General features: G+C 64.3%; 21 protein-coding genes and 1 pseudogene. 9 read left to right on the top strand and 13 right to left on the bottom strand.

Going from position 1 to position 24,762, the window contains the following annotated elements; genetic code table 11:
* Positions 1 to 39: 39 nt before the first annotated feature.
* The 12 genes from H5P29_RS13835 to H5P29_RS13780 form a co-directional block, all read right to left on the bottom strand.
* Complete coding sequence (locus H5P29_RS13835) at positions 40 to 948, bottom strand: polysaccharide deacetylase (protein ID WP_154384936.1); 909 nt, start codon at positions 946 to 948, stop codon at positions 40 to 42.
* Positions 945 to 1,511 (bottom strand): ureidoglycolate lyase, encoded by a 567-nt coding sequence (locus H5P29_RS13830; RefSeq protein WP_185910367.1) that lies wholly within the window; start codon positions 1,509 to 1,511, stop codon positions 945 to 947. The genes H5P29_RS13835 and H5P29_RS13830 overlap by 4 nt, the downstream gene beginning before the upstream one ends.
* A 1-nt stretch (position 1,512) precedes the next feature.
* Positions 1,513 to 2,421: an NAD(P)-dependent oxidoreductase gene (locus H5P29_RS13825; protein ID WP_154384934.1), complete on the bottom strand. Its 909-nt coding sequence runs from the start codon at positions 2,419 to 2,421 to the stop codon at positions 1,513 to 1,515.
* Between the two features lie 36 nt (positions 2,422 to 2,457).
* Positions 2,458 to 3,246, bottom strand: coding sequence for an IclR family transcriptional regulator (locus H5P29_RS13820; protein ID WP_067959955.1), 789 nt, complete (start codon positions 3,244 to 3,246; stop codon positions 2,458 to 2,460).
* A 10-nt stretch (positions 3,247 to 3,256) separates the two neighbouring features.
* Entirely contained in the window at positions 3,257 to 3,991 is a 735-nt protein-coding gene (locus tag H5P29_RS13815; RefSeq protein ID WP_154384933.1) for an SDR family NAD(P)-dependent oxidoreductase, read from the bottom strand.
* 57 nt (positions 3,992 to 4,048) lie between these two features.
* The gene (locus H5P29_RS13810; protein WP_154384932.1) at positions 4,049 to 5,449 is read right to left on the bottom strand and encodes an APC family permease; all 1,401 of its coding nucleotides are present in this window, start codon (positions 5,447 to 5,449) and stop codon (positions 4,049 to 4,051) included.
* A 498-nt stretch (positions 5,450 to 5,947) separates the two neighbouring features.
* On the bottom strand, positions 5,948 to 6,838 hold the full coding sequence (locus tag H5P29_RS13805; protein WP_067959947.1) for a polysaccharide deacetylase: 891 nt from the start codon (positions 6,836 to 6,838) through the stop codon (positions 5,948 to 5,950).
* A gap of 10 nt (positions 6,839 to 6,848) precedes the next feature.
* Entirely contained in the window at positions 6,849 to 7,820 is a 972-nt protein-coding gene (gene speB / locus H5P29_RS13800; protein ID WP_154384931.1) for an agmatinase, read from the bottom strand.
* Between the two features lie 38 nt (positions 7,821 to 7,858).
* Positions 7,859 to 8,797, bottom strand: coding sequence for an ABC transporter permease (locus tag H5P29_RS13795; RefSeq protein WP_154384930.1), 939 nt, complete (start codon positions 8,795 to 8,797; stop codon positions 7,859 to 7,861).
* Entirely contained in the window at positions 8,794 to 9,900 is a 1,107-nt protein-coding gene (locus H5P29_RS13790; RefSeq protein ID WP_154384929.1) for an ABC transporter permease, read from the bottom strand. Before H5P29_RS13790 ends, H5P29_RS13795 begins: the two co-directional genes overlap by 4 nt.
* Entirely contained in the window at positions 9,900 to 11,426 is a 1,527-nt protein-coding gene (locus tag H5P29_RS13785; RefSeq protein WP_154384928.1) for an ABC transporter ATP-binding protein, read from the bottom strand. Before H5P29_RS13785 ends, H5P29_RS13790 begins: the two co-directional genes overlap by 1 nt.
* Positions 11,427 to 11,510: 84 nt before the next feature.
* Positions 11,511 to 12,476, bottom strand: a complete 966-nt coding sequence (locus H5P29_RS13780; RefSeq protein WP_083948530.1) for a BMP family protein — start codon at positions 12,474 to 12,476, stop codon at positions 11,511 to 11,513.
* Positions 12,477 to 12,608: 132 nt separating this feature from the next.
* On the opposite strand from H5P29_RS13780, the gene H5P29_RS13775 reads away from it, so the two are divergent.
* On the top strand, positions 12,609 to 13,220 hold the full coding sequence (locus H5P29_RS13775; protein WP_185910364.1) for a TetR/AcrR family transcriptional regulator: 612 nt from the start codon (positions 12,609 to 12,611) through the stop codon (positions 13,218 to 13,220).
* A 119-nt stretch (positions 13,221 to 13,339) separates the two neighbouring features.
* Here the strand turns inward: H5P29_RS13775 and H5P29_RS13770 are convergent, their stop codons facing one another.
* The gene (locus H5P29_RS13770) at positions 13,340 to 14,224 is read right to left on the bottom strand and encodes a LysR substrate-binding domain-containing protein (RefSeq protein ID WP_067966297.1); all 885 of its coding nucleotides are present in this window, start codon (positions 14,222 to 14,224) and stop codon (positions 13,340 to 13,342) included.
* 127 nt (positions 14,225 to 14,351) lie between these two features.
* Here H5P29_RS13770 and glyA point away from each other — a divergent pair, with 127 nt between their 5' ends.
* The 8 genes and pseudogenes from glyA (at position 14,352) to H5P29_RS13730 (ending at position 24,622) form a co-directional block, all read left to right on the top strand.
* Complete coding sequence (gene glyA, locus H5P29_RS13765) at positions 14,352 to 15,623, top strand: serine hydroxymethyltransferase (protein WP_067966296.1); 1,272 nt, start codon at positions 14,352 to 14,354, stop codon at positions 15,621 to 15,623.
* The gene (gene lpdA, locus H5P29_RS13760; RefSeq protein ID WP_154384927.1) at positions 15,616 to 17,001 is read left to right on the top strand and encodes a dihydrolipoyl dehydrogenase; all 1,386 of its coding nucleotides are present in this window, start codon (positions 15,616 to 15,618) and stop codon (positions 16,999 to 17,001) included. Before glyA ends, lpdA begins: the two co-directional genes overlap by 8 nt.
* A gap of 98 nt (positions 17,002 to 17,099) precedes the next feature.
* The gene (gcvT, locus tag H5P29_RS13755; RefSeq protein ID WP_154384970.1) at positions 17,100 to 18,242 is read left to right on the top strand and encodes a glycine cleavage system aminomethyltransferase GcvT; all 1,143 of its coding nucleotides are present in this window, start codon (positions 17,100 to 17,102) and stop codon (positions 18,240 to 18,242) included.
* Between the two features lie 11 nt (positions 18,243 to 18,253).
* Positions 18,254 to 18,616 carry a glycine cleavage system protein GcvH gene (gene gcvH, locus H5P29_RS13750; protein WP_067959924.1) on the top strand — a complete coding sequence of 121 codons (363 nt, stop codon included), beginning with the start codon at positions 18,254 to 18,256 and terminating at the stop codon, positions 18,614 to 18,616.
* A gap of 10 nt (positions 18,617 to 18,626) precedes the next feature.
* A complete protein-coding gene (gene gcvP, locus H5P29_RS13745) occupies positions 18,627 to 21,473 on the top strand; it encodes an aminomethyl-transferring glycine dehydrogenase (RefSeq protein WP_154384926.1) in 2,847 nt (948 codons plus the stop codon).
* A gap of 52 nt (positions 21,474 to 21,525) precedes the next feature.
* Entirely contained in the window at positions 21,526 to 22,908 is a 1,383-nt protein-coding gene (locus tag H5P29_RS13740; RefSeq protein ID WP_154384925.1) for an L-serine ammonia-lyase, read from the top strand.
* 84 nt (positions 22,909 to 22,992) lie between these two features.
* Positions 22,993 to 23,389: pseudogene (locus tag H5P29_RS13735) on the top strand (adenine deaminase C-terminal domain-containing protein); the annotation flags it as partial.
* Positions 23,390 to 24,238: 849 nt separating this feature from the next.
* On the top strand, positions 24,239 to 24,622 hold the full coding sequence (locus tag H5P29_RS13730; protein WP_154384924.1) for a thermonuclease family protein: 384 nt from the start codon (positions 24,239 to 24,241) through the stop codon (positions 24,620 to 24,622).
* The last annotated feature ends 140 nt before the right edge of the window (positions 24,623 to 24,762 follow it).

The raw sequence follows: 24,762 nt of genomic DNA, 5'->3' as shown, positions 1-24,762 counted from the left end.
GGAATTTGAGAATGGACAAGCCAGACCTCCGCCGTGACATCAACGCCGCGGCAGGACACGGCCGATCGGCCGCTGGTATTGGGGCAGAAGCTCCACCATCGGCTCGTGGCGGCCGGCTTCGGTCTCCGCGCGCACATGCGCGGCAATCTCCTCCATCGGTGCAAACCAGACGTCACCCTTTGTGACGACCTGCTCCAGGAACTCCCGGAAGACGTGCCAGCGCGACAGCCGCCCGGTCACGAACGGATGCAGGACAGGCACCCATAGCGCACCATATGCGTAGGCCGCCTCAAACTCGCGCAGATAGAGGTCGAAGCCGTTGCGCGCGCTGCGCACCGGCATCATGTAATTCAGGTCGAACGACTGGACATATTGCGGCCAGTCGTCGAGCCCCCAATGGCTCGGCAATTCGATGAGCTCACGGCCCGTCTTCCGGCTCTTCAGGATGTAGGGAATGTCGGCGCCCATAAGCGAGGCGTCGTAGCTGAAGCCGCGCTCCAAAAGCAGATCCAGCGACTGGTTGGAGAAGTTGTAGAGCGGAGCGCGCCAGCCACGCGGCGACTGTCCCGTCGCGCGCCTGATCACCTCGATACCGGAGTCGAGCCAATGGGCTTCGTCCTCTGCCGTCTGTTCCAGTGGATTCTCGTGGATGTAGCTGTGGTGGGCGATTTCGTGCCCACCGGCCAGGATCGTCTCGACGGCCTGCGGATACTGCTCGATGCACCAGGCGGGAATGAAGAAGGTCTGCCGGATGCCGAGCTGGCGATAGGTTTCGACGATGCGCGGCACCGCCACCTGGGGTCCGTAGCGCAGCATCGAGATCGCCGAGACCCTGCGGTCGCCGTCGTTGGGATAGTCGACGTGAATCAGACTGTCAGCGTCCATGTCGAACGTCAGGCAGCAGGCACATTTGGCACCGTTGGGCCAGGCAATCTGATTGGAAATCATCGGTTCTGCTCCTGCGAAGATGTTGGCGACAGCGTGGAAAGGGCGGCCTCGACCGCCCGCATGTCGATGAGGACGTCCCTGCTCAGGAACACTTCCTCGTAGTCCTGGTTGAAATCGGGACCTGGGCCGTCGCGGTCGACGACGAGAAAATCGCCGCCATCCAGGGCCACCAGCGGGTGATGCCAGGTGGCGCGATGGTAGTTCACCCCCTGGCGCCCGTCGGTGACGAAGGCCCGAAGCATTTCAGGATCGGGACGGCACTGGGCAGGCGCGACAATGACGACGAAGCGCTGGCCGGCGAGCGGTATGAAAGCCTGGCTCGACAGAGGATGACGTTCCATCATTTTGACACGCGGCGGCAATCCGGCGTGCAGCACGCGAAAGATGCTGAGCAATGCCGCACCACCTTCCGCACCGCAGTCAGCGACACCAAGACGGTGAAAGCGATGGGCAGCGCCGCCATTTGTGGGGAAAGACTCCGGGCCGCCGGCGTCAATCACGTCGCCATAGGGTGCGAACCCATCCCGGGAGAGTGGCTGCACGGGGATGAAGCAGCGGGCCATCTCAGTACTCGTTCGACCGCAGCCATTCGACATAGGCCGCAAGCCCCTGCTCCAGCGTGTAGCCCGGGGCATAGCCAAGCGCGCGCCTGGCGGCTGACTGGTCCCAGGGTCCCTGGCGGTCGAGGTGGCAATATCCGGGGCCGATTGCGATATCTGCTTGGGGCAAGAGCTTGCGGATAAGGCCGACTGCTTCGGAAAGCGTCCAGCAACGATCGCCGAAGACGTTGAACACCGAGCCGTCCGGCTTGTCGGCAAAAGCGGCGAGGATGGCCGCACGGCCGACGTCCTCTGCATGGATGAAGTGAAACAGATGGTCGGCGCCGTTCTCCATCCGGAAGGCCTGGCCGCGCAGCACCGGCTTGATGATGTCACGCAAGATCTGCGGCATCCTGTTGCCGGGTCCATAGACCTCGCTGAAGCGCAGGCACAGCGCCTCGAGCCCATAGAGCTCGTTGTAGATGCGGCTGAAGTGCTCAACCGCCACCTTGGTGACACCGTACGGAGTGGTCGGCACGGTGGCGGAGCGTTCGTCGATCGGCTCGACGTGATTGCCGTAGACGGTTTCCGACGAGAAGTTGACCAGTCGCCTGATGCCGGCCAGCCGCATCGCCTCCATCAGGTTGACGGTGCCGTCTATGTTGGCCACGACGGTGGTGACAGGCAGTTCGATCGACAAGTCGGGATGCGACATTGCCGCGGTGTGGATGACACGGTCGACCTCATGGCGTTCGATCGTCCTGACAAGGCGCGGAATGTCATAGAGCTCCCCCTGGACGGGCGTGATCAGGTCGGTTGCCCACTCGGAGTAGTCGCGGTTGTAGTTGACGACCTTGACGCCTTGCTCGGCGAGCTGGCGAACAATGATGCGGCCGGTGTAGCCGAGGCCACCGGTAACCAGAATCGAAGTCATGCTCTGTTCCTTGGTTGTAACGGGGATTGTGACGGGTCAGATCGGCCGTCGCGCGAGGTATCTGGCGCCGAGCGCCTGCGAGATCTTGGCCGTGTGGGCGAGGATAAGATTGCCCAGGCGGTCCGGGGTCGGGTTGAGAATGCGCGTGGTTGGGCCGGGTACGCTGACCGCTGCGATCGCCACGCCCTTGCGATCGAGGATGGGAGCCGCGATGCAGCTCACCCCCTCGTCGACCTCCTCGCGTTCGATCGCAAAGCCGCGCTCCCTGGTGCTTTGCAGATCGGCCCGGAATGCATCGGCCTGCACGATCGTGCGCCTGGTGTAGCGCTTGGCCCTGCCGTCGCCGAAGATCAGCCTCAAGGCCTGTTCCGGGTTCTGAAACGCCAGGATCGCCTTGGCGGAAGCGGAGGTGTTGGCGGGAAAGGTGCTGCCCACGCGGATCGACATGTGCAGGACGCGCTTGCCTTCCGCCTGGTCGATATAGACCGAACTGCGGCCGTCCAGCGCCACCAGGTTCGCCGTCTCACCGCTTTCCTCGGCTATGGCCTCGAGATATGGCCGGACGATCACCCTGAGATGCGCCGTACGCAGTTGCACCGAACCCGCAATCCCGATGATGCGGTGACCAAGCACGTAGGAACTCCGTTCCCTGCCGCGCGTCACATAGTCGGCCTCCACGAACGTCGTCAGCAGCCGATGTGCAGTGCTGGGCGACAGGCTGGTCTTCTCCGACAGTTCCTGCAGCGACGCGCCGCGTGTGTCGAATTCGGCCAGGGCCTCCAGCAACGAGAGACCGCGCAGGAGCGATTGAACTTCGCTGGTCATCGGCGTTTCCCTAGATGGCCGTGCCGCCATTGGGGCTCACGATCTGGCCGACCATGTAGCTGCCGCCGGGGCCTGCCAGGAACTCGACCATCGCCGCGATCTCGTCCGGCTGCCCGAAACGCCGCAGCGGAATCTGCTCGCGCGTCTCGTCGTTGTATTCAACGGTGTCGTATTTGAGCATGTCGGTCTCGATCGGACCCGGTGCGACCGAGTTGACCAGCACGCCATGCGGCGCCACCTCCTTGGCCACCGCCTTGGTCAGCGCGATCACGCCGCCTTTGGAGGCGCAATAGGCGGCATAGGTTGCGAAGCCGATCAGCCCGAGCTCGGACGAGACGTTGATGATGCGACCGGAGCGGCGCGCGATCATTCCGGGCAGAACGGCATGCAGGCAGTTCCAGGTCCCGGTCAGGTTGATGCCGATCACCCGTGCCCAATCCTCGGCACTTGTGTCGACGGTCGCCTTGGACAGAAGCACGCCGGCATTGTTGACCAGGACATCGATGCGGCCATGACGGTCCATCGCCGTGGTAACCAGGGCGGCAACGTCTTCGACCCGCGACACGTCGCCGGTGACGAAGGCGACGTCGCCGCCGCACGACTTTGCCTGCTCGACGATCTCGGCAGCCTCGTCACCAAACTGGCGGTCGTTGAGAACCAGAAGGTCGCCCGTCGCCGCGAACCTTCTTGCCACGGCGAGCCCGATACCACGGCCGGCACCGGTTACGATGATCACTCTCTTCATGTTGTGGTCCCTTTTTTGATCTGCTGGAGGGTGGCGGGCTGTGCTGCCCGCCCGTCCTCATGCTTTGGTTTGCGACCACATCCTCGACAGGACGAAGAGGCCGAGCCCGGCAATCGCCAGCACCAGTTCGCCGATCAGGAATTGTGATTCCTGCTGCGCCAGCGCAAAGGCGGTGAACAGGGTGACGGCCAGCGCCGGCAGTGGCCAGAGCGGCATGCGAAATGGACGGACACCGTCCTTGTCCTTGATCCGGCTCCACAATGCGGCCAGGCCGATGCAGAAATAGACAGCCGCAATCATCGTGCCGGCGAAGATGATGAGCCAGTCGAGTTGGCTGACGAAGAGCAGCGGAATGGCGGGAACCACCAGCACCACCACACCCCAGCCCGGCACGCCGTGTTTGTTGAGCGAGCCGAGCTTGTCGCTGACTGCGGCCGGCCACAGACGATCGCGACCGGTGGCGAACACGCCGCGGGCGAAATACATGATCAGCGAAAGCGCGCCGTTGAACAAAGCAATGATCACGCCGACGTCGACAATGGCTTTTGCGGAAGGCCCGAGCGCCTGCTCGACCGAGTAGACCACCGGAGCGGGGCTTGTCAGGAAGGCCAGCAGGTCGGGAGCGGCCACGACCGCAGCCGTGAACGGCACGGTGATCAGAAAGCTGGCGAGGATCGCCGTGATGACGACCGCCTTGGCGATCTGGCGTCGCCCGTCATGCATTTCTTCGGCGAAACCCAATGTCGCGTCGTAACCGTTGATGATGTTGAAAGCGGGCGCCAATGCCGTGATGGCAATGGCGAAGGTCACCGGCACGAGATGGCCGTCAACGACATGCACGGGCGCCATCGTCACCGCAACGATGTCCTGGTTCCAGTTGAGCACTGCCGCCACCGTTATGATGCCCAGCACGGCCACCTCGACGACGACCATTATAGCTGTCGTCCAGGCGCCGACTTCGACGCGGGTCAGGGCGATCAGCCCCGCCGCCATCAAGGCAATGAAGGCGACCAGTTCACTGGAAACGGAAAGTCCGGGAACGAGGTCTTTCAGGAAGACGGCGATGCCGAGGACCAGGGCGGCGGGAATGAAGACACCCTGCAACAGGTAGTTCAGAAGCGTGATCCAGGCGATCGGTGCCGGCAGCACGTCCTTGACGATCGAATACATGCCGCCGGCGGAGGGGTTGCGCGCCGCGAGTTCCCCGAGGCACAGCGCGATCAGCACGACCACTGCACTCAGGATGAGGCAGGCGCCGATCGTGAACGTTCCGCTGATGGAGACGACGCCGCCGGTCAGCAGCAGCACTGCCATTGTCGGCGACACGTCGGCCATCGCCAGTCCGACGACATGCCACACGCCGAGCGATTTTCGAAACTCGTGGGTCTTTGAACCATCCGCGAGCGTCGCCGCCCCCCGTGTGCCGCCTTCGAGCGGCGTATCCAAGCCTGTCGACATCTTTTCCTCCCAGAAACCAGACTGTCAGTGGCAGGCAGGATTGCGTGACGCCCAATGTCTCTCAAGATGAGGATTCCACGATGCGGAATTCGCCGACGTTTTTTTCTACCGGCAGGAAGATTGGCCATCGAAGGGATCTACGACGACGCGATACGCGCCTGCCAACACCCTTGCCCGGTGTCGGTATCAGGGCCCTCGTGGTGAAATCCGCCCCCCGGGGAGCGTCGAACGCCGACGCCTGGGTCGCTGCACTGCCCGGCGCCAAGCCCGGTCGTCACAGGTCCTGAGAAGGCGGAGGCAAGCGCAGCAATCGCCTGACGAACCGAGGCAGGCATGCCACCATGCAACGAACGAGCGGCCGCCCCGCAGGCTGGGCGACCGGTTCATCGCAAGGGTCGCCGGCGGGGGCCGCCGCGCCGCCCTTGTTCCGGCCCGCAACCACGTAGCCCACACCGCGCTCCTGCATGCTTACCTCCGTCTCCTCGGAGCTCCAGCCCGTTACCGAACCTGCACCGGCTCGGCGTAATAGGGCAGCCGGTCGACGCGTGGCGTCCACGCCCCGTCGGCCGTCACCTTCAGGACGTGTGCCGCGATCTCCTCCATCGGCGCGAACCAGACGTCGCCGCGATCGAGCACGCCTTCGAGGAAGCGGTGGACGACTTCCCAGCGCGCCAGGCGACCGGTGGCAAAGGGATGAACGACCGGGATCCACAGGCCGCCATTGCGGTACGCCGCCTCGAACTCCTGCGCGAAGATCGCAAAACCCTGCTCGGGCGCGCGGATCGGCATCATGTAGTCGAGGTCCATCGACTGGACATATTGCGGCCAGTCGTCGAGTCCCCAGTGCGACGGCAGCTCGACCAGCCGTCCCGCCTCGCAGTCGAGCAGATAGGGGATGTCGTCACCCATCAGCGAGGCGTCATAGCTGAAGCCGCGCGACACCAGCAGATCGGCAGAGCGATGCGAGAAATTGTAGAGCGGCGCGCGCCAGCCCCTGGGATGCCTGCCGCTCACCCGCTTGATCACTTCGATGCCGCGGTCGAGCCAGTGGGCCTCCTCCTCTTCCGACAGTTCGCGCGGATGCTCGTGCAGGAAGCCGTGATGGGCGAGTTCGTGCCCGCCCTCGAGCATCGCCTCGATGGCCTCGGGATATCGTTCGATGCACCAGGCGGGCACGAAGAAGGTCTGTTTGATGCCGAGTTGCCGGTAGCTTTCGACGATGCGCGGAACGGCGACCTTGGGGCCGTATTGCAGCATCGAGATCGCCGCCACACGTGAGTGGCCGTCCTTCGGATGGGCGATGTGGACGAGGCTGTCGGCATCCATGTCGAAGGTGATGCAGGCAGCGCATTTCGCGCCGTTCGGCCAGGGGATTTGATTGCGGATCATGATCCTGTCCTTATCCCTTCCTGGCATGCATGACGCGGCCGATGAGGTTCATCAGCACCTGTGCCGCCAGGATTGCGGTACCGCCTGTTTGGTCGTAGTCGGGGGCCACCTCGACCAGGTCGATGCCGACGATGGTGCCGCGCTTGGCGAGTGCGGCCAGGATCTCCAGCACCTCGTAATAGATGAAGCCGCCATGCGAGGGCGTGCCGGTGCCCGGCGCGATCGACGGGTCGAAACCGTCAATGTCGATGGTGACGTAATAGCGCGCGCCGGCGGGAACACGCTCCGCGACGGCGGCACTTCCCAGGGCGCGGATCTGGCGCACCGACAGGATGTCGGAGCCCATCTTGCGCGCGTCCTCGTAGCCTTCCTTGGCGGTGGACGAGACGTTGCGGATGCCGAGCTGCGACAGGCCGCTGACATAGGGCTTTTCGGCGGCGCGGCGCATCGGGTTGCCGTGGCCGTAGCGCACGCCGTGGCGCTCGTCGACGAAGTCGAGATGAGCGTCGATCTGGACGATGTGGATCGGGCCGTTCTCGGCGCAATCGTCGGAGAAGGCGTTGATGCAGGGAATATTGACCGAATGGTCGCCGCCCAGCACCACCGGCAATGCGCCGGCGGCGAGGATCTTGCGCACGCCGAACTCGATGTTGGCGTGGCTCTTCATCGTGTCGGTATGGACGATGTCGGCGTCGCCGATGTCGACGATGGAGACCTCGCCGCTGGGCAGGTAAGTGACATCGTCCTCGTGGTCATAGGCGCCGCCATGGCCGAAGGAGAACAGCGTCGAAGCCTCGCGGATGGAACGAGGGCCGAAGCGGGTGCCGGCCCGCCACTGCGTGCCGCAGTCGAAGGGCGCGCCGAGGATGGCGACATCGGCGTCGATGGCGTCCCAGTCGGGCTGGTAGGGATACTTGCCGAAGGTGCAGATGCCGACGAACGGCAGGTTCAGACGTCCGGATTCATACGAATTGCTGGTCATTGTCGACCCTTTCAGGACAGTGGGGAAGGAAGGGGCTGCTACTTTCCGCCCCTGACATATTTCGTGCCGATGGCCGCCGGCGGACGCACCCGGCCGGCGAAGGCAACCAGCGCCACGAAGGAAGCGAGGAATGGCACCATCGAGAACAGCTGGTAGGGCACATCGGGGTTGTTGAACTGCAGGCGCAGCTGCAGGGCCTCGGAGAAGGCGAAGAAGATACAGGCGACGAAGACCAGGGCCGGGTTCCACCGCCCCAGGATCACCGCCGCAAGCGCGATCCAGCCCTTGCCGGCGCTCATGTTCTCGGTGAAGACGAAAACCTGGCAGAGCACCAGATAGCAGCCGCCGAGGCCACCGAGCACGCAGCTGGTGATCACGCAGATCGCCCGCACACCGGGAACGCTGACGCCGACGGTGTCGGCCGCGACCGGATAGTCGCCGATGGCGCGCACGTTCAGCCCCCAGGGCGTCCGGTACAGGAACCAGTAGGACAGCGGCACCACCAGATACATCAGGTAGGCGAGCGGATCCTGGTTGAACAGGACCGGCCCGATGAGCGGAATGGAGGACAAGAGCGGTATCGCCACGGGCGCAAAGCCGGGCAAGGTCGAGGTGGCGTCAGCTCCCAGTATGAGCCGCGCGAGATAGGAGGTGAGGCCAAGCACCAGGATGTTGATCGCGATGCCGGTGACGAGCTGGTTGATGCCGAGCCCAACGGCCAGGCCGGCAAGGACACAACCAATGGCGGCCGCAAAGAGGATGCCGAAGACGAGCCCGCCGACCGGCGTGCCGAGCAGATAGGCGCCTGTGGCGGCGCCGAAGGCACCACCGAGAATGCAGCCCTCTAGCGAGACGTTGAACACCCCTGCCCGCTCTGCCAGCACGCCGCCGAGCGCTGCGAAGACAATCGGCGTCGACAGCCTGAGAACGGTCGAGAAGAAATCCACCAAGCTCGAAACATCGCCTGCCCAGCTCATGACCTGCCTCCGGAATTGTTCGTGATGCCCCCGGCGATGCCGGCATCCAGCAGCCGGCGCCGTTCGAGGAACCGTCGCCAGTTGCCCCGATCGAACCGGAAGGCGAGACTTGCCGCGACGAAGATGATGACCAGGCCCTGGATTGCCTCGACGACCGTGCTTTCAAGCCCGACGGCGCGCTGCATGATGAGGCCGCCGACCTTGAGGCCGCTCAGGAAGAAGGCTGCAACCGGCGCCATCAGCGGCGACAGCTGGGCCAGGAAGGCGACGACGATGCCGTCGAAGCCGTAGCCCGGCGAAAACAGATGGTAGAGACGGTGCTTGAGGCCCAGCACCTCGAAGGTACCCGCCAGCCCGCCGATGGCGCCAGCGACGAACATCACCGCCACGACGTTGCGCCGGACACGGATTCCCGAATAGGTCGCGGCGACAGGGTTCTTGCCGATCATGCCGAGGCCGAAGCCGACAGTGGTGAAGCGGAACACGAACCATGCCACGACGCAAAGCACGATGCCGACGACCACGCCGAGATGAGCGTCGGTCTGGGGCATGATGTAGGGGAGCCAGAGCCCCTCGCGGATTTCCTCCGAATAGGGATAAGGCGCGCCCTCCTGCATCATCGGTCCGCCGGCGACATAGCTCACCAGGTTGATGGCGATGAAGTTCAAAAGGATGGTGATGATGACTTCGTTGATGCCGCGATAAGCCTTCAGATAGCCGGGGATCAAACCCCACAGACCACCGCCCAGAGCTCCGGCGAGAACGCACAGCGGCACCTGAACGACGGGCGACATTTCCGGCAGCAGCAGTGCTGCCATCGACGAAAACAGGCCGCCCATGTAGATCTGGCCCTCGGCGCCGATGTTCAGCAGGCCGACCCGGAGTGGGATGATGACTGCGAGGCCGGCCAGAAGGATCGGCGACATCTTCGCCAGCGTGCTGGAAAGGCCGTAATAGTCGAGGAACGCGCCGCCGAAGAGCGCCGCGTAAGCCTCGCCGGGATTGACCCCGGCGATGGCGATGAGACCAGCTCCGGCAAGGAGCGAGAGCAGGACGGCCCAGACCGGCCGCAGCATGTAGATACCTTGGATGGCTCGTAGCATCACGCCACCTTTTCCTCTTCGAGCCCGCCGATGAGGGCGCCGATACGCTCTGGCGTCGCCTCCTCGGGAGCAATGATTCCGGTGATCCGCCCGGCGCACATGACGGCGACGCGGTCGCAGACGCTCAGGATGTGTTCCAGTTCGGTGGAGATGTAGAGGATCGCCGTACCGCGCTCGCGCTCGGCGAGAACAGTCCTGTGCACGGCTTCGATCGCCCCGACATCGAGACCCTTGCAGGGCTGCATGATGACCAGCAGCCGCGGCCGGCATTCGACCTCGCGGGCAAAAATGAGCTTCTGCTGGTTGCCGCCCGACAGGAAGCGGATCGCCTGGTCCACCGACTGCAGGCGCACGTCGTAACGCTTGACCCAGTCTTCCGCGACCTTCCGGGCGCTTGCCGCGCGCAGCATCGGACCTGAGGAGAACGGGCTTTCCCGGAAGTCGCGGATCATGGCGTTCTGATAGACCGGCAGGTCGAGGACCAGGCCGGTGCCATGGCGGTCTTCCGGCACGAACGAGATGCCGAGCCGATGGCGACGCTCGTAGACGCCGGCAGCAGACACATCCTCGCCTGACAGCTCGACGGTGCCGCCCTCTGCCTGGCGCAGTCCGGTCAAGGCCTCGGCAAGTTCTGCCTGGCCATTGCCGTCGACACCGGCGACACCGAGGATTTCACCCGCCCGGATGTCGAACGACACGCCCTTCAGGGCCTGGTTGCCACGGTTGTCGCGCGCCTTGAGGTCGCGGATGCGCACCAGAACCTCATCCGACGTAGGCGAGGTCTTTTCGAGCGTGGTCAGCACGACGTCGCGGCCGACCATCATGCGCGCCATTTCGCTCGGCGGCGTTCCTGCGACGGCAAGATCGGCCGAAACCACGCCGCGGCGCAGCACCGTGACCTGGTCGGCAACGGCTGCCACCTCGTCCAGCTTGTGACTGATGAAGATGATTGTCTTTCCCGCGGCCCGAAGCCGCCGCAAGCCTTCGAGGAACCCCTCGACCTCGCTCGGCGCCAGCACGCTTGTCGGCTCGTCGAGGATGATGAGGTTGGCGTCGCGGTAGAGGACCTTCAGGATCTCAACCCGCTGGCGCATACCCATCGGCAGTTTCCACACCTCCTGATGTGGGTCGATGTCGAAGCCGAAACTTTTGGCGAGTGCCTCGAGCTTGCGGGCATGTTCGGCGAGCGAAAGCCGCATTCCCTGCCCCTGCAGGCCGAGCACCACGTTTTCGACGACCGTCAGCGTTTCGACGAGCATCAGATGCTGGTGGATCATGCCGATGCCGAGTTCCATCGCCCGGCGCGGAGACGTGATCCTTTGCGGGGCGCCATCGATGAGGATGCGGCCGCCATCGGGCTGGTAGAGACCGTAAAGTATGTTCATCAGTGTCGTCTTGCCGGCACCGTTCTCGCCGAGAATGGCGTGTACGGTTCCCCGGGGAACGGTCATGTCGACACCGTCCAGCGCCTTGAAGTCGCCGAAGGTTTTGGAGATTTTCTCCAGCCGAAGTCCTTGCGCGGTCATGGCACAATCCAGCATTCAAACGAGTGGCAAGTGGGTGCGCGAGGCAGGCGCCAGACCATCCTCGCGCGAGAGGCCGGCATGGCCTCAGTGGACGTCGATTTCGCCGGCCTTTATCTTCTCGATGATGGCCGCGGCATCGCTTTGCACGGCGGCGGGCACGGCGGCGGAATAGGTGCCGATGCGGGCCGCCGTCGGCGTTTCCAGTCCGTATATGTAGGCCTTGCCCTCGAGCTTGCCTTGCTTGGCCTCGCCGAGCAGCGTCAGAAGCGCGCCGCGCATGTCGAAGATCGCCGACTGGATGACAGTGTCGGGCCAGTTGGAAATCGCATCGTAATAGATGCCGATCGCCTTCTTGCCCTTTTCCTTCACGCCCTGGAGGCTGCCGACGACGGCATTGTCCATCGACGGGAAGATGACGTCGGCGCCCTGGCTGATCTCGTTGAGCGCGGCTTCCTTGCCCTTGGCGACGTCGTCCCAGTCATTCGTCCAGGCAGTCAGCACCTCGCCATCCGGACGGGCGGCCTTGAAACCCTTGGCATAGCCGTTGCCCAGATCGACGTAGAATTTGAGCTTCTGCGCGCCGATGTAGCCGCCCTTGCCGGTCTCCGACACCTTGCCGGCAACATAACCCATGACATAGCCGAGGGCCCGGAAGTCGAAGCTCATGATGGCGACATTGCCACCCGGCTCGGTCCCGTTGACGACGACGAACCTGGTATCGGGAAAGCGATTGGCAACCTTGGCCACCGAATCCTGGAACTCGCCGCCGTGGCCGATCACCACGGAATATCCACGCCTGGCATAGTCGGCCAGCGCCTCTGGCTGGTCGGGCTGGGCTACCTTTTCACTGTAGGCGAATTCCAGCCCCAGCTCCTTGGCGGCATGCTCGACGCCTTCGTAACCGGCCTGATTGAACGACTTGTCGGTCTTCACGCCCGGCAGGACGATCGCGACCTTGAGATTTTCGGCGAGTGCCGGTGCCGACAGGCCAAAGCCCGTCACGACCGCGGCTGCGGCCAGAATGCAGAAAGAACGTCGGATAATGCCCATCGTAAGGTCTCCTCCCTTTAGAGCATCAAAAGTTTTAGTCTCTAAAATTTTCGTGTCAACGTGTTTTTTGTTGCACCTAAAGGAAATTGGAGGCAAAAGCCGTTGAAGGGGGCAGACTGAAGCATGGCGTCGATGGGACTGAGAGAGCGACAGAAGGCAAGCCGCCGCGAGCGCATCCTGGAAATCGCCAAGACCCGCTTCCAGACAGATGGCTACACCGCGACGACGATCGAACTGATCGCCAAGGACGCGGATATTTCCGCTGTCACCGTCTACAACTACTTCGACAGCAAGGCCGGCTTGCTCCTCGCCCTCGTCAGCGAGAGCGACCAGCTGCTGATCCGGCAGCTGAAAACGATGATCGCCCGCAAGCCTGCAAACCTGGTCGATGCGGTGGCGTCCTTCGGCCAGATCCTCCGTCGCCACGCCATGAGCTACCTGACGAAATCGACGTGGCGCGAGGTCCTGTCAGCCAGCATCAACGAAGGCAGTAGCGACTTCGGGCGCACCTATCTCGAGCTCGACAACGTGCTGATCGAGCTGATGCACGCCATGATCGTCGAGTTTCAGGAGCGCGAGCTGATACCGGCATCCGTCGACAGTGCAGCCCTCGCCGACTGCCTGTTTTCGCTGCAGAACATAAGGTTCTTCCAGTTCATTGCCGACGACAACCGCGATGACGAGGACATCGACCGCCGGCTGCGCCGTGATCTCGAGTCGCTGAAGGCAGTCTTTTCCGCCTAGACAGTTTCCGCTTTTCTTCGAAGCGGGGAATCTCTCTATGCCTTTGTCTTGCGCAATTCCGGACGGAAAACCGCTGCACACCTTTCCTGGAATTGCGCTGGCGCCGCATCGGCTGCGGATCAGGCGGAGATCGCCAGCCGTCCCGCCGTCTGGCCGATCTGCTCGGTGATATAGGTTTCCAGATAGTCTATCGCTTCTTCGGAATGCGCTGCGGCAAGCCGGTGCAGGCGCAGCGCAAGATGCCCAAGCGGCGCGAGCCCATTGTCCGGGCCGAGACGCCGGACGTCGTCAGGAACGGTGCTTTGCGCCATGGCGGTCACGCCAAGCCCTGCCCTGACCGCCGCCAGGATCGCGCTATGGCTCGAGCTGAGATAGGCGATCCGGCAGGCTTTTGCCTCCCGCTTCAGTTGCTGCAGGATCCGGTGCCGATAGACGCATGGGGGCGGTGCCAGCACCAATGGCAATGGGCTCTGCGTATGGCCGAAGTGGTCGGCGCTGCTGAACCAGACCAGCGGCTCGGTGTGGATGGGCCTGCCACCCCGGCTCTCGCTGTCATCGTGCAGCGCGACGACGAGATCGAACTCGCCGTTCTCCTGCCGGGCCAGAAGGTTCTTGCTGAGGTCGCTGGTCACTTCCAGCATGACGTTGGGATGGGCCTGGGCGAAGCGCCCCAACAGATGCGGCAGCAGGGAGTCGGTGTACTCGCTCGGGGCGCCAAGCCGCACCCTGCCCGACACGTCAGGGCTTTGCATCAGTGCCAGGACTTCGTCGTTCAGGGCCAGGATGCGACGCGCATATTGCGCGAAGCTGCGCCCTTGCGCGGTGAGCTGCAGATTGTGGGCGTCGCGCTGGAACAGCCGCACGCCGACCACCTCTTCCAGCCGTTTGATCTGCAGGCTGACCGCCGACTGCGTGCGCCCCACCATTTCGGCCGCGCGGGTGAAACTGCCGCCGTCGATCGCCTTGACGAAGCTGCGCATCAGGTCTGTCGGGATGTTGCGCATGGCCGATCCTATCATGAGTATCCCTCATCCTAGCATGAGAACTATGAAGTTCAACAATGATGGCCGTTCGATATCCTTGGACGAGATCGGGCAGCCTGCGCTGGCCATCGTCACAGGAGGAGAAGACATGACCGACGGCACATCAGCGCTTGCCACTTTCGACCCGGACCTGTGGGCGGCCATCGAGGCCGAGGGACGGCGCCAGGAGGGCGAAATCGAGCTGATCGCGTCGGAAAACCACGCCAGCCCAAGGGTGATGGCGGCGCAGGGCTCGGTGCTGACCAACAAATACGCCGAAGGCTATCCCGGCAAGCGCTACTATGGCGGCTGCGGCGAGGTTGACGTGGTCGAGCAACTGGCGATCGATCGCGTAAGACAGCTGTTCGGCGCGCAATTCGCCAATGTGCAGCCCCACTCCGGCGCCCAGGCCAACGGCGCTGTCATGCTGGCCTTGCTGCAGCCGGGCGACACCATCCTCGGCATGTCGCTGGATGCCGGCGGCCATCTCACCCACGGTGCGCGTCCGGCGCTTTCAGGCAAGTGGTTCCGCGCCATCACCTATGGGCTGACCCCGGAAGGGCTGATCGACTACGATCAGGTAGCTGCCCTGGCTGAGGCCGAGCGCCCGAAGCTGATCATCGCCGGCGCCTCGGCCTATTCCAGGGTGATCGACTTTGCCCGCTTCCGCGCCATCGCCGACAGCGTCGGCGCCATGCTGATGGTCGACATGGCCCATATTGCGGGGCTGGTCGCCACCGGCCATCACCCGAGCCCGATGCTCCATGCCCATGTCGTCACCTCGACCACACACAAGACCCTGCGTGGCCCGCGCGGCGGCATCATCCTGAGCAATGACGAGGCCATCGCCAAAAAGATCAATGCGGCGGTTTTTCCCGGCCTGCAGGGCGGACCGCTGATGCATGTGATCGCCGCCAAGGCCGTCGCCTTCGCCGAGGCGCTGGAACCGGATTTCACGGAATATGCCGGACGGGTCGTGGCCAGCGCCAAGGCGCTCGCCGCGGTTCTGGTCGAGCGAGGTGCTGCGATCGTCTCCGGCGGCACCGACAACCATCTGATGCTGGTTGATTTGCGTCCCCTTGGCCTCAAGGGCAACGAAGCGGCCGAGGCGCTGGAGCGCGCCGGCATCACCTGCAACAAGAACGGCGTGCCAGGCGACCCCGAGAAGCCCACGGTGACCTCGGGCATCCGCCTGGGCACCGCAGCCGGTTGTTCGCGCGGCTTCGGCCCCGAGGAGTTCCGGCAGATCGGCCATCTGATCGGGGACGTGCTGGACAGCCTGCGCAGCGGCCCGAACGCTGCCGTCGAAGACACAGTCCACCGGAGAGTAACCGCGCTCTGCTTCGCCTTCCCGATCTACGGGAGCAAGGCCGATGCCTGATTTCGACCTCGCCGTCATCGGCGCCGGACCGGGAGGCTATGTCGCCGCACTCAGGGCCGCACAGGCCGGCATGCGGGTGGCCTGCATCGATGAGCGGTCCACGGCGGGCGGCACCTGCCTGAATGTCGGCTGCATTCCCTCGAAGGCGCTGCTGTCATCGACCGAACACTGGGCAGGGCTGAAATCCCTCGCCGACCAAGGCATCGAGACCGAAGCCGCCCGCTTCGACCTTTCGCGCATGATGGCGCGCAAGGACAAGGTGGTTTCCGACCTGACCAAAGGCATCGCTTTCCTGTTCAAGAAGGCCGGCGTGGAATTCATCCAGGGGCGTGCGAGCATCGCCGCTCCGGGGCGGGTTACGGTTGGTGAGCGCGAGATCTCCGCACGGCACATTCTGATCGCCACCGGGTCCGCGCCTGCTGCCCTGCCCAATGTCCCCTTTGACGAAAAGCTCGTCCTGTCGTCGACAGGTGCCTTGTCGCTCGGCAAGGTGCCGGACCGGCTGGTGGTGGTCGGCGCCGGTGTCATCGGCTTGGAGATCGGCCAGATCTGGTCGCGCCTCGGCGCCAAGGTGACTGTCGTCGAGTATCTCGACCGCATCCTGCCCGGCATCGACGGCGAGCTGGCCAGGAACGCGCAGCGGATCCTCGCCCGCCAAGGCATCGGCTTCACCCTGAACGCGGCCGTCAAGACAATCGCCCGCGACGGCGAGGCGGCCAGCGTCGAGATCGAAACCCGCGGATCGGGCGAACTGGAAACGCTGGCAGCAGATGCCGTGCTCGTCGCTATCGGCAGGCGGCCCCACACCGCAGGCCTTGGGCTTGAGGCGCTGGGGGTCAGGCAGGACGCCAGGGGCTTTGTCGAAGTCGATGCACAGTTCCGCACCAGCGTGCCCGGCGTCCTGGCCATCGGCGACGTGGTGCCCGGGCCGATGCTCGCCCACAAGGCCGAAGAAGACGCCGCTGCCTGCATCGATGCTCTGGCGGGCAAGGCGCATGGCGCACCCGACTATCGCCTCGTGCCGGGGGTGGTCTACACGGCGCCCGAAATCGCCGGCGTCGGCCTCACGGAGGACGATGCCGGCACCTCCGGGCGCGCGTTTCTGGTCGGCAAGGCCAGCTTCCTGGCCAACGGCCGCGCCCGTGCGATCGGCGCCACCGACGGCTTCGCCAAGGTCATCGCCTGCGCCGAGACAGGCCGGCTTCTCGGCGCCCATATCCTCGGACATGGCGCGGGGGAACTGTTGCAGGAACTGGTCCTCGGGCTTCGGCTCGGCACGACGCTAGCCGAAATTGCCGGCACCTCCCATCCGCATCCGGGCATGGGTGAGGCTGTGAAGGAGGCATGCGTGGCGGCCCTTTCCAGCGCAGCGACCTGAGATGTCAGGCGGCCCTTTCCCGCCCTGACGGGATGGCCGCCTGTTCCATGCCCGAACAAGTTCGACAGCGCTCTGTTTTCCAGCCTTGGAGGCTCTTCATGACCTTGCCATTCCAGTTGCGGCAAACCCCGCTGACGGCATTCAACGTTTCACGCGGCGGCAGGATGGTGCCGTTCGCCGGTTATGAGATGCCCGTCCAGTTTGCCGACGGCGTCCTGAAGGAACACCTGCACTGCCGCGTCGCCGCCGGGCTTTTTGACGTCAGCCATATGGGACAGGTCATTCTTCGCCCGAGGACGGGCAGGAGCGAGGATGCGGCGCTGGCGCTCGAACGGCTGGTTCCGGTTGATGTCCTCGGCCTGAAGCCGGGGCGCCAGCGCTACGGGCTCTTCACCGCGGACGATGGTGGCATCCTCGACGACCTGATGATCGCCAACCGCGGCGATCACCTCTTCCTGGTGGTCAACGCCGCCTGCAAGGCGCAGGATGTCGCCCATCTTCGGGCTCACCTCGGCAAAGACTGCGAGATCGAGGAGCTCACGGATCGTGCCTTGATCGCGTTGCAGGGCCCTGATGCCGAGGCCGCGCTCGCGGCACTCGCTCCTGAGGTGGCAGAGATGCATTTCATGGAGGTCGCCGACATCAATCTGCTGGGAACGCCCTGCATCGTGGCGCGGGCGGGCTATACTGGCGAAGACGGCTATGAAATTTCGGTTCCCGCCGACCGCGCCGCAGCACTCGCCGAAGCGCTGCTGTCCGATTCCAGGGTTCGCCCTGTCGGCTTGGGCGCGCGGGACAGCCTGCGGCTGGAATCGGGCCTGTGCCTCTATGGCCATGACATCGATGCCACCACCACCCCTGCCCAGGGCGCGCTGGAATGGGCGATCCAGAAGGTGCGGCGGCGAGGCGGAGCACGCGCCGGCGGCTTCCCCGGGGCAGAGATTATCCTCGAAGAACTGGCAACGGGGGCTTCGCGCCGCCGTGTCGGACTGCGGATCGAGGGCCGTGCGCCGATCCGAGAGGGCACGGAGCTGTTTGCCGCCGAAGTCGGCGGCGAACCGGTCGGACAGGTGACCTCAGGCGGCTTCGGCCCCTCCGTCAATGCGCCGGTCGCCCTGGCCCATGTTCCGACCGAACTGAGCAGCACGGACACGCCCCTGTTCGCCGAAGTCAGGGGCAAACGCCTTCGCGTCTTCGTCTCCCCGCTGCCCTTTATCAAGCAACGCTACAAACGGTACTGAGGAGCCCCGATATGCTGAAATTCACCGAAGATCACGAATGGCTGTCCATCAAGGGTGGCATAGCCACGGTCGGCATCACCCGCTACGCCAGCGAACTGCTGGGGGATCTGGTCTTCGTCGACCTGCCGGCGGTCGGCACCGTGCTCGAAAAGGGCGAGACGGCAGCCACCGTTGAGTCCGTCAAGGCCGCCTCCGACGTCTATTGCCCGCTGGCGGGCGAGATCATTGCGGTCAATGAATTCCTCCACAGCGACCCTGCCATGATCAACAGGTCGCCCGAAGGCGAAGGCTGGTTCTTCAGGCTGCGCCTCGCAAACGTGGATGATGCCACAGCGTTGATGGATGAAGCCGCCTATCTGGCACTGGTGGGATGAGGAGACTGAGATGAGCTACACCCCGACCGGCTACGCGCCATACGACTTTGCAAATCGCCGCCACATCGGCCCCTCCCCGCGCGAAATGGCGGAGATGCTGGAAACAGTCGGCGCCGAAAGCCTCGATGCCTTCATCGACGCAATCGTCCCGGCAGACATCCGGCAGACACGCCCTCTTGCCTGGGGCAAGGCGCTGTCCGAGCGCGGCGTACTGGAACGGCTGCGCAACGTGGCGATGAAGAACACGGCCAATGCCAGCTTCATCGGACAGGGTTACCACGGCACCTTCACCCCGCCGGCGATCCAGCGCAACATCTTCGAGAACCCGGCCTGGTACACCGCCTACACGCCTTATCAGCCTGAGATCAGCCAGGGCCGGCTCGAGGCGCTGCTCAACTATCAGACCATGATGTGCGACCTGACCGGGCTCGACATCGCCAATGCGTCGCTGCTTGACGAAGGCACCGCCGCGGCCGAAGCCATGGCCCTGTGCGAGCGTGCGTCACGCTCGAAGGCCCGCGCCTTCTTTGTCGACCATCATTGCCATCCGCAGACAATTGCCGTGGTCGCGACCCGGGCGGAACCGCTCGGCTGGGACGTGATCATCGGCGATCCTTTCACCGATCTCGATCCGTCGCGCGTTTTCGGCGCGCTGTTCCAGTATCCCGGCACCTATGGCCATGTGCAGGACTTCACCGCCCCGATCGCAGCGCTCAAGGACGCGGGCGCGCTGGCCGTCGTGGCCGCCGATCCGCTGGCCCTGACCCTGCTGAAGCCGCCGGGCGAGATGGGCGCCGACATCGCTATCGGCTCCAGCCAGCGTTTCGGCGTGCCCCTGGGCTATGGCGGTCCGCACGCCGCCTACATGGCCGTGCGCGCCAACCTCGCGCGGTCGATGCCGGGCCGGATCGTCGGCGTCTCCATCGACGCCCGCGGCAACCGCGCCTATCGGCTGTCGCTGCAGACGCGCGAGCAGCATATCCGCCGCGAAAAGGCGACGTCGAATGTCTGCACCGCACAGGCGCTGCTGGCCGTCATGGCCTCGATGTATGGCGTTTTCCACGGCCCGGACGGATTGCGGGCGATCGCCGAGCGCATCCACCGCAAGCTGGTTCGGCTGGTCAAGGGACTGGAGACCCTTGGCTTTCCTATCCAGCCGGCAAGCTTCTTCGACACGGTAACAGTGGAATGCGGCCCCCGCCGCGACGCCATCCTGGCATCGGCCCTGCGTGAAGGGATCAACCTTCGCCCGATCGGCGAGACGCGCATTGGCATAACCTTCGACGAGACTGTCCGACGCAGCCACACCGAGGCGATCTGGCGCGCCTTTGGCGGCGGCATGGCGGATGACGACCTGACGCCTGAGTATCGCCTGCCCGACGCGCTGCTGCGGACCTCTGTGTTCATGACCCACCCCGTCTTCCACATGAACCGCGCCGAAGCCGAGATGACGCGCTACATGCGCCGCCTTGCCGATCGCGACCTTGCGCTTGACCGGGCCATGATTCCGCTCGGCAGTTGCACGATGAAGCTCAATGCCACCGCCGAAATGATGGCGCTGAGCTGGCCGGAATTCGCCAACCTTCACCCCTATGCCCCCGCCGACCAGGCGCAGGGTTATGCCGAGATGCTGAGCGACCTCGAGGCAAAATTGTGCCAGATCACCGGTTATGACGCATTTTCGATGCAGCCCAATTCGGGTGCCCAGGGTGAATATGCCGGCCTGCTGACGATCCGCCGCTATCACGAGGCGCGCGGCAACGGCCATCGCAACGTCTGCCTGATCCCGACCTCGGCGCATGGCACCAATCCGGCATCCGCACAGATGGCTGGCATGAAGGTGGTGGTGGTCGGCGTGGCCGCCGACGGCAACATCGATGTCGCCGACTTCCGCGCCAAGGCGGAAGCCCATGCCGAAAACCTGGCCGCTTGCATGATCACCTACCCCTCGACCCACGGCGTGTTCGAGACGACCGTGCGCGAGATCTGCTCACTCACCCATGACAATGGCGGACAGGTCTATATCGACGGCGCCAACATGAACGCCATGGTTGGTCTCGCGCGCCCTGGCGATATCGGCGGCGACGTCAGCCACCTCAACCTGCACAAGACCTTTGCCATCCCGCATGGCGGCGGCGGGCCGGGCATGGGGCCGATCGGGGTCAAGGCGCATCTCGTGCCGCATCTGCCGGGCAATCCGGCTGCCGGCGCATTCGCCATATCATCCGCACCATTCGGCTCCGCGTCGATCCTGCTCATCTCCTGGGCCTATTGCCTGTTGATGGGTGGCGAGGGCCTGACCCAGGCGACCAAGACTGCGATTCTCAGCGCCAACTACATTGCGCGGCGATTGGCGTCCGCCTATCCGATCCTCTACAGCTCGGCCGCCGGCCATGTCGCGCATGAGTGCATCCTGGATACGAGAGTGCTGAAGGAACGCGCCGGGGTGACCGTCGACGACATCGCCAAGCGCCTTGTCGACTGCGGTTTCCACGCGCCGACGATGAGCTGGCCGGTGGCCGGCACGCTGATGGTGGAGCCGACGGAGAGCGAGCCCAAGGCCGAACTCGACCGCTTCATCGCCGCCATGCTGGGCATTGCCGCCGAAGCGGAGGCCATCGTCGCCGGCACGCTCGATGCCGAGGACAATCCGCTGAAGCGCGCGCCCCATACCGTCGAGGATCTCGTCGGCGACTGGGACCGCCCCTACAGCCGCGAGGCCGCCTGCTTCCCGGCGGGCTCGTTCCGGGCCGACAAATATTGGCCGCCGGTCAACCGGATCGACAATGTGCATGGCGACCGCAACCTCGTCTGCACCTGCCCGCCGCTCGAAAGCTACGCGGAAGCCGCCGAGTGAGCCTGTCGCCCCCGGTCGCGCGCCGGGGGCACACCCCTTCAAGGATCGATCCATGTTCCTGTCCGTCTTCGATATCTTCAAGATCGGCATCGGCCCGTCCTCGTCGCACACGATGGGCCCGATGGTCGCCGCTTCGCGCTTCCTCAAGGCCCTCGCCGCCCTGCCCGGGCGGACCGAATGCCGGCGGCTGACGGTCTCCCTGCATGGATCCCTCGCCTACACCGGCAAAGGCCACGCAACCGACCGGGCAGTGTTTCTGGGGCTCATGGGATTTCTGCCTGATACACTCGACCCCGACCAGGCAGAAGCCTTGGTCGCAGGCCTCAAGGTCACGCGTAACATCACGGCGCCCGGGATCGGCGCCATCGCCTTCGATCCGGATCACGACCTCGTCTTCGACTACGGACCGCCGCTGCCGGGCCATGCCAACGGCATGGTCTTCACCGCGCACGGGCTTTCCGGCAATGTCGTTCTGCGTGAGGTCTGGTACTCGATCGGCGGCGGTTTCGTCGTCAGTGAAGACCAGCTTTCCAGTGTGTCCCCTTCGCGGGACACAGCCGCAGGCGACGTGCCTTATCCCTTCACCTCCGCCGTCGAGATGCTGCGGATGGGGCGTGAATCGGGACTGCCGATCGCAGCGATGAAGGAAGCGAACGAACGGGTGCGCCATGGCCGCGATCTGGAGCCGGGACTTGAACGACTCCAGGCGGCAATGAACGGCTGCATCGATCGCGGCCTCAGCCAGGAAGGTATTCTTCCGGGAGGACTGTCGGTGCGACGCCGCGCTAAGGGCCTGCACCAGCAATTGCTCGGCGAGCGCGGCAGCAACCGGGCACAGCCGCACGCGGCGACCGACTGGCTGCTCGTCTATGCCATGGCCGTCAACGAGGAGAATGCGGCGGGAGGGCGCGTCGTGACAGCGCCGACCAATGGTGCTGCCGGCGTCGTACCTGCCGTGCTGCGCTACTACAGCGATCACTGCGTCGGTGCCAATGCGGATGGCGAACGGCAGTTTCTCCTGACTGCGGCCGCCATTGGCGGGCTGATCAAGCACCGCGCCTCGATCTCCGGCGCGGAATGCGGTTGCCAGGCCGAGATCGGCTCGGCGTCCGCCATGGCCGCGGCGGGGCTTTGCGCAGCGCTGGGCGGAACCAACGAGCAGATCGAGAACGCGGCCGAAATCGCGCTCGAGCATCATCTCGGCATGACCTGCGACCCGGCCGGCGGCCTTGTCCAGGTGCCCTGCATCGAACGCAACGGTCTTGGCGCGATCAAGGCGGTCTCGGCGGCCAGCCTGGCGCTCCGCGGCGATGGTCAGCACTTCATGCCCCTCGACAACTGCATCGAGACCATGCGCCAGACCGGCCAGGACATGGCGACGAAATATAAGGAAACATCGCTGGGCGGGCTTGCGGTGAACTTGCCCGAGTGTTGACGAGGCCTGGTCATCGACCTTGGAAGCAACACGCCCGCTAGGCATCGTCACAGTCGACATGAGGGCCGCTAGTCCACCGGGGCCACCGGTGAAGTGGTCAATGCCTTCGTCTCGGGCTTCGGCTACTCCAAGGATTGCGCCATGGCCTCGACCATCGCGCATGACAGCCATCACATCATCGTCGCCGGCACCAACAAGGCCGACATGGCCCAGGCAGCCAACAGGCTGCAGAGGTCAGCGGCGGCATCGTGATGATCAGCGAGGGCAAGGAGCTTGCGCTGGTCGAGCTTCTGGTCGCCGGCCCGATGTCGGACGAGCGGGCCGAGGTGGTCGCCGTGAAGGCCGGCATGTTGGTCGAAGCGACGCCTATATGCAGCACTCGCTGCTGGCGCTTGTCGTGATCCGGGAACTGCTCATCTCGGACAAGGGGCTGATCGACGTCACCAAATTCGACAAGGCCGACGTCATCATCAAGGACTGACTGGCCGACGGTTACGCGCGGAGCGAATGAACTGGCACGTCGTTGCATGCCAGTTCGAGAGGCTGGTTCGATCGACCAAGTCGCGTCCCGATATTGCGCATGCCGGCCGCGGCGTTGAACTGAGTCGGCAGTCCGCAAGGCCGAACGTGATATGGCACGGGCTGCTTCCGCCTGTCGCACCGCGCTGCAGCGCTGGTCGAACCCGTCCTTGGCCAGATAGCCGTTGTCGGCGAGCTTGTTGCCGCGGGTGAGGCTCGACTTGAGCTATTCGAGCGATGCCTGGTCACGCTCGATCTGCGCCTTGGCCTGATCGAGCGCGGCCTGATAGTCCGTGTGCCTGCAGATAGCCTGACGCCTTGGCGCGCAGCGTCACGATGCGGATGGCTTCGGTGCGCGCGGCATGTTCGAGATGGATCTGTCTTCTTACCACGACAGGCACCGGCATTGCCTTGGGCGCTGGCGCCGAAGGGCGGCATCCGCAGTCGTGCTGCCGACGTCCCAGCCATGTCAAGCGAGGAGGTAGCCGCGCGCCACATTCCTACCGAAACGTTCAAGATTGCGATGGGAAGATTTCGCCCCTGAGATGACTAACCTCAACTTATTCCGATTGGCATCCAAGAATACTTCTTGAGCACTCATGGCCTGACCAAAGATACACGCGTGTTCCAGTGTACGCCGTGGTGTACGCCCGGACTAAAACGGAGAAAATATAAATAAAATCAAAAACTTAGTTTTTGGTGGGCCCGGAGGGCAGGCGCGAACTACATGAAATCAACTGGTTAACCGGTGGTTCGCCAAATCGAGTTTTGCGTTTGTTCTCGCCCGGTCTGGCTAACTAATATCCGCCCCATGATCACCCTCCTAGCCGCCACCATCCTCTCCTGCTCCACCCTGACCGCAGTTGATGGCGACACCATCCGTTGCAACGGTCAGAACATGCGCCTGATCGGTGACGGTGTTCCGTTCAAGACAGGGATCGACACACCCGAGATCGGCCGGGCCAAATGCGAGCGGGAACGCATGCTCGGTCGCGAGGCCAAGAAGCGCCTGGCGGAGCTTATCCAAGACCCCGGCTTGCGGATCGAGGACACTGGCCAGCGGGACAAGACCTCAGACCGCCGGCCGCTGGTGCGCATCAGGCTATCTGATGGGCGGCTGGCAGAGAACGTGCTGCTGGCAGAGGGCTATGCGATCATTTGGCGCCCAAAGGTCAAACGGCCTTGGTGCGGGTGATCAACGACCAGCCGCTGCAAAGAAATCTGACCTTCGCATCGATTTAGTGGCAGTGGACCGAACCGGCGCTATTATCCATATGGCAGCATTGACCAGGCGGTGAACTTTTCCGGCATCCACCGCCATGAGCATAAGCAGAC

It is taken from the genome of Aminobacter sp. MDW-2, assembly GCF_014250155.1.
Taxonomy (GTDB): domain Bacteria; phylum Pseudomonadota; class Alphaproteobacteria; order Rhizobiales; family Rhizobiaceae; genus Aminobacter; species Aminobacter ciceronei.
Note: the sequence above shows the minus strand (reverse complement) of the source record. Positions and strands in the feature narration are given on the sequence as shown.

Bases quoted from the DNA above. Each gene is read 5' to 3' on its own strand.
- H5P29_RS13770 (WP_067966297.1), bottom strand. From the start codon at position 14,224: ATGCGCAACATCCCGACAGACCTGATGCGCAGCTTCGTCAAGGCGATC.
- H5P29_RS13830 (WP_185910367.1), bottom strand. From the start codon at position 1,511: ATGGCCCGCTGCTTCATCCCCGTGCAGCCACTCTCCCGGGATGGGTTC.
- H5P29_RS13785 (WP_154384928.1), bottom strand. From the start codon at position 11,426: ATGACCGCGCAAGGACTTCGGCTGGAGAAAATCTCCAAAACCTTCGGC.
- gcvH (WP_067959924.1), top strand. From the start codon at position 18,254: ATGCTGAAATTCACCGAAGATCACGAATGGCTGTCCATCAAGGGTGGC.
- glyA (WP_067966296.1), top strand. From the start codon at position 14,352: ATGACCGACGGCACATCAGCGCTTGCCACTTTCGACCCGGACCTGTGG.
- H5P29_RS13835 (WP_154384936.1), bottom strand. From the start codon at position 948: ATGATTTCCAATCAGATTGCCTGGCCCAACGGTGCCAAATGTGCCTGC.
- H5P29_RS13730 (WP_154384924.1), top strand. From the start codon at position 24,239: ATGATCACCCTCCTAGCCGCCACCATCCTCTCCTGCTCCACCCTGACC.
- H5P29_RS13805 (WP_067959947.1), bottom strand. From the start codon at position 6,838: ATGATCCGCAATCAAATCCCCTGGCCGAACGGCGCGAAATGCGCTGCC.
- gcvT (WP_154384970.1), top strand. From the start codon at position 17,100: ATGACCTTGCCATTCCAGTTGCGGCAAACCCCGCTGACGGCATTCAAC.
- speB (WP_154384931.1), bottom strand. From the start codon at position 7,820: ATGACCAGCAATTCGTATGAATCCGGACGTCTGAACCTGCCGTTCGTC.
- H5P29_RS13795 (WP_154384930.1), bottom strand. From the start codon at position 8,797: ATGAGCTGGGCAGGCGATGTTTCGAGCTTGGTGGATTTCTTCTCGACC.
- H5P29_RS13740 (WP_154384925.1), top strand. From the start codon at position 21,526: ATGTTCCTGTCCGTCTTCGATATCTTCAAGATCGGCATCGGCCCGTCC.
- H5P29_RS13780 (WP_083948530.1), bottom strand. From the start codon at position 12,476: ATGGGCATTATCCGACGTTCTTTCTGCATTCTGGCCGCAGCCGCGGTC.
- lpdA (WP_154384927.1), top strand. From the start codon at position 15,616: ATGCCTGATTTCGACCTCGCCGTCATCGGCGCCGGACCGGGAGGCTAT.
- H5P29_RS13815 (WP_154384933.1), bottom strand. From the start codon at position 3,991: ATGAAGAGAGTGATCATCGTAACCGGTGCCGGCCGTGGTATCGGGCTC.
- H5P29_RS13825 (WP_154384934.1), bottom strand. From the start codon at position 2,421: ATGACTTCGATTCTGGTTACCGGTGGCCTCGGCTACACCGGCCGCATC.
- H5P29_RS13810 (WP_154384932.1), bottom strand. From the start codon at position 5,449: ATGTCGACAGGCTTGGATACGCCGCTCGAAGGCGGCACACGGGGGGCG.
- gcvP (WP_154384926.1), top strand. From the start codon at position 18,627: ATGAGCTACACCCCGACCGGCTACGCGCCATACGACTTTGCAAATCGC.
- H5P29_RS13775 (WP_185910364.1), top strand. From the start codon at position 12,609: ATGGGACTGAGAGAGCGACAGAAGGCAAGCCGCCGCGAGCGCATCCTG.
- H5P29_RS13820 (WP_067959955.1), bottom strand. From the start codon at position 3,246: ATGACCAGCGAAGTTCAATCGCTCCTGCGCGGTCTCTCGTTGCTGGAG.
- H5P29_RS13790 (WP_154384929.1), bottom strand. From the start codon at position 9,900: ATGCTACGAGCCATCCAAGGTATCTACATGCTGCGGCCGGTCTGGGCC.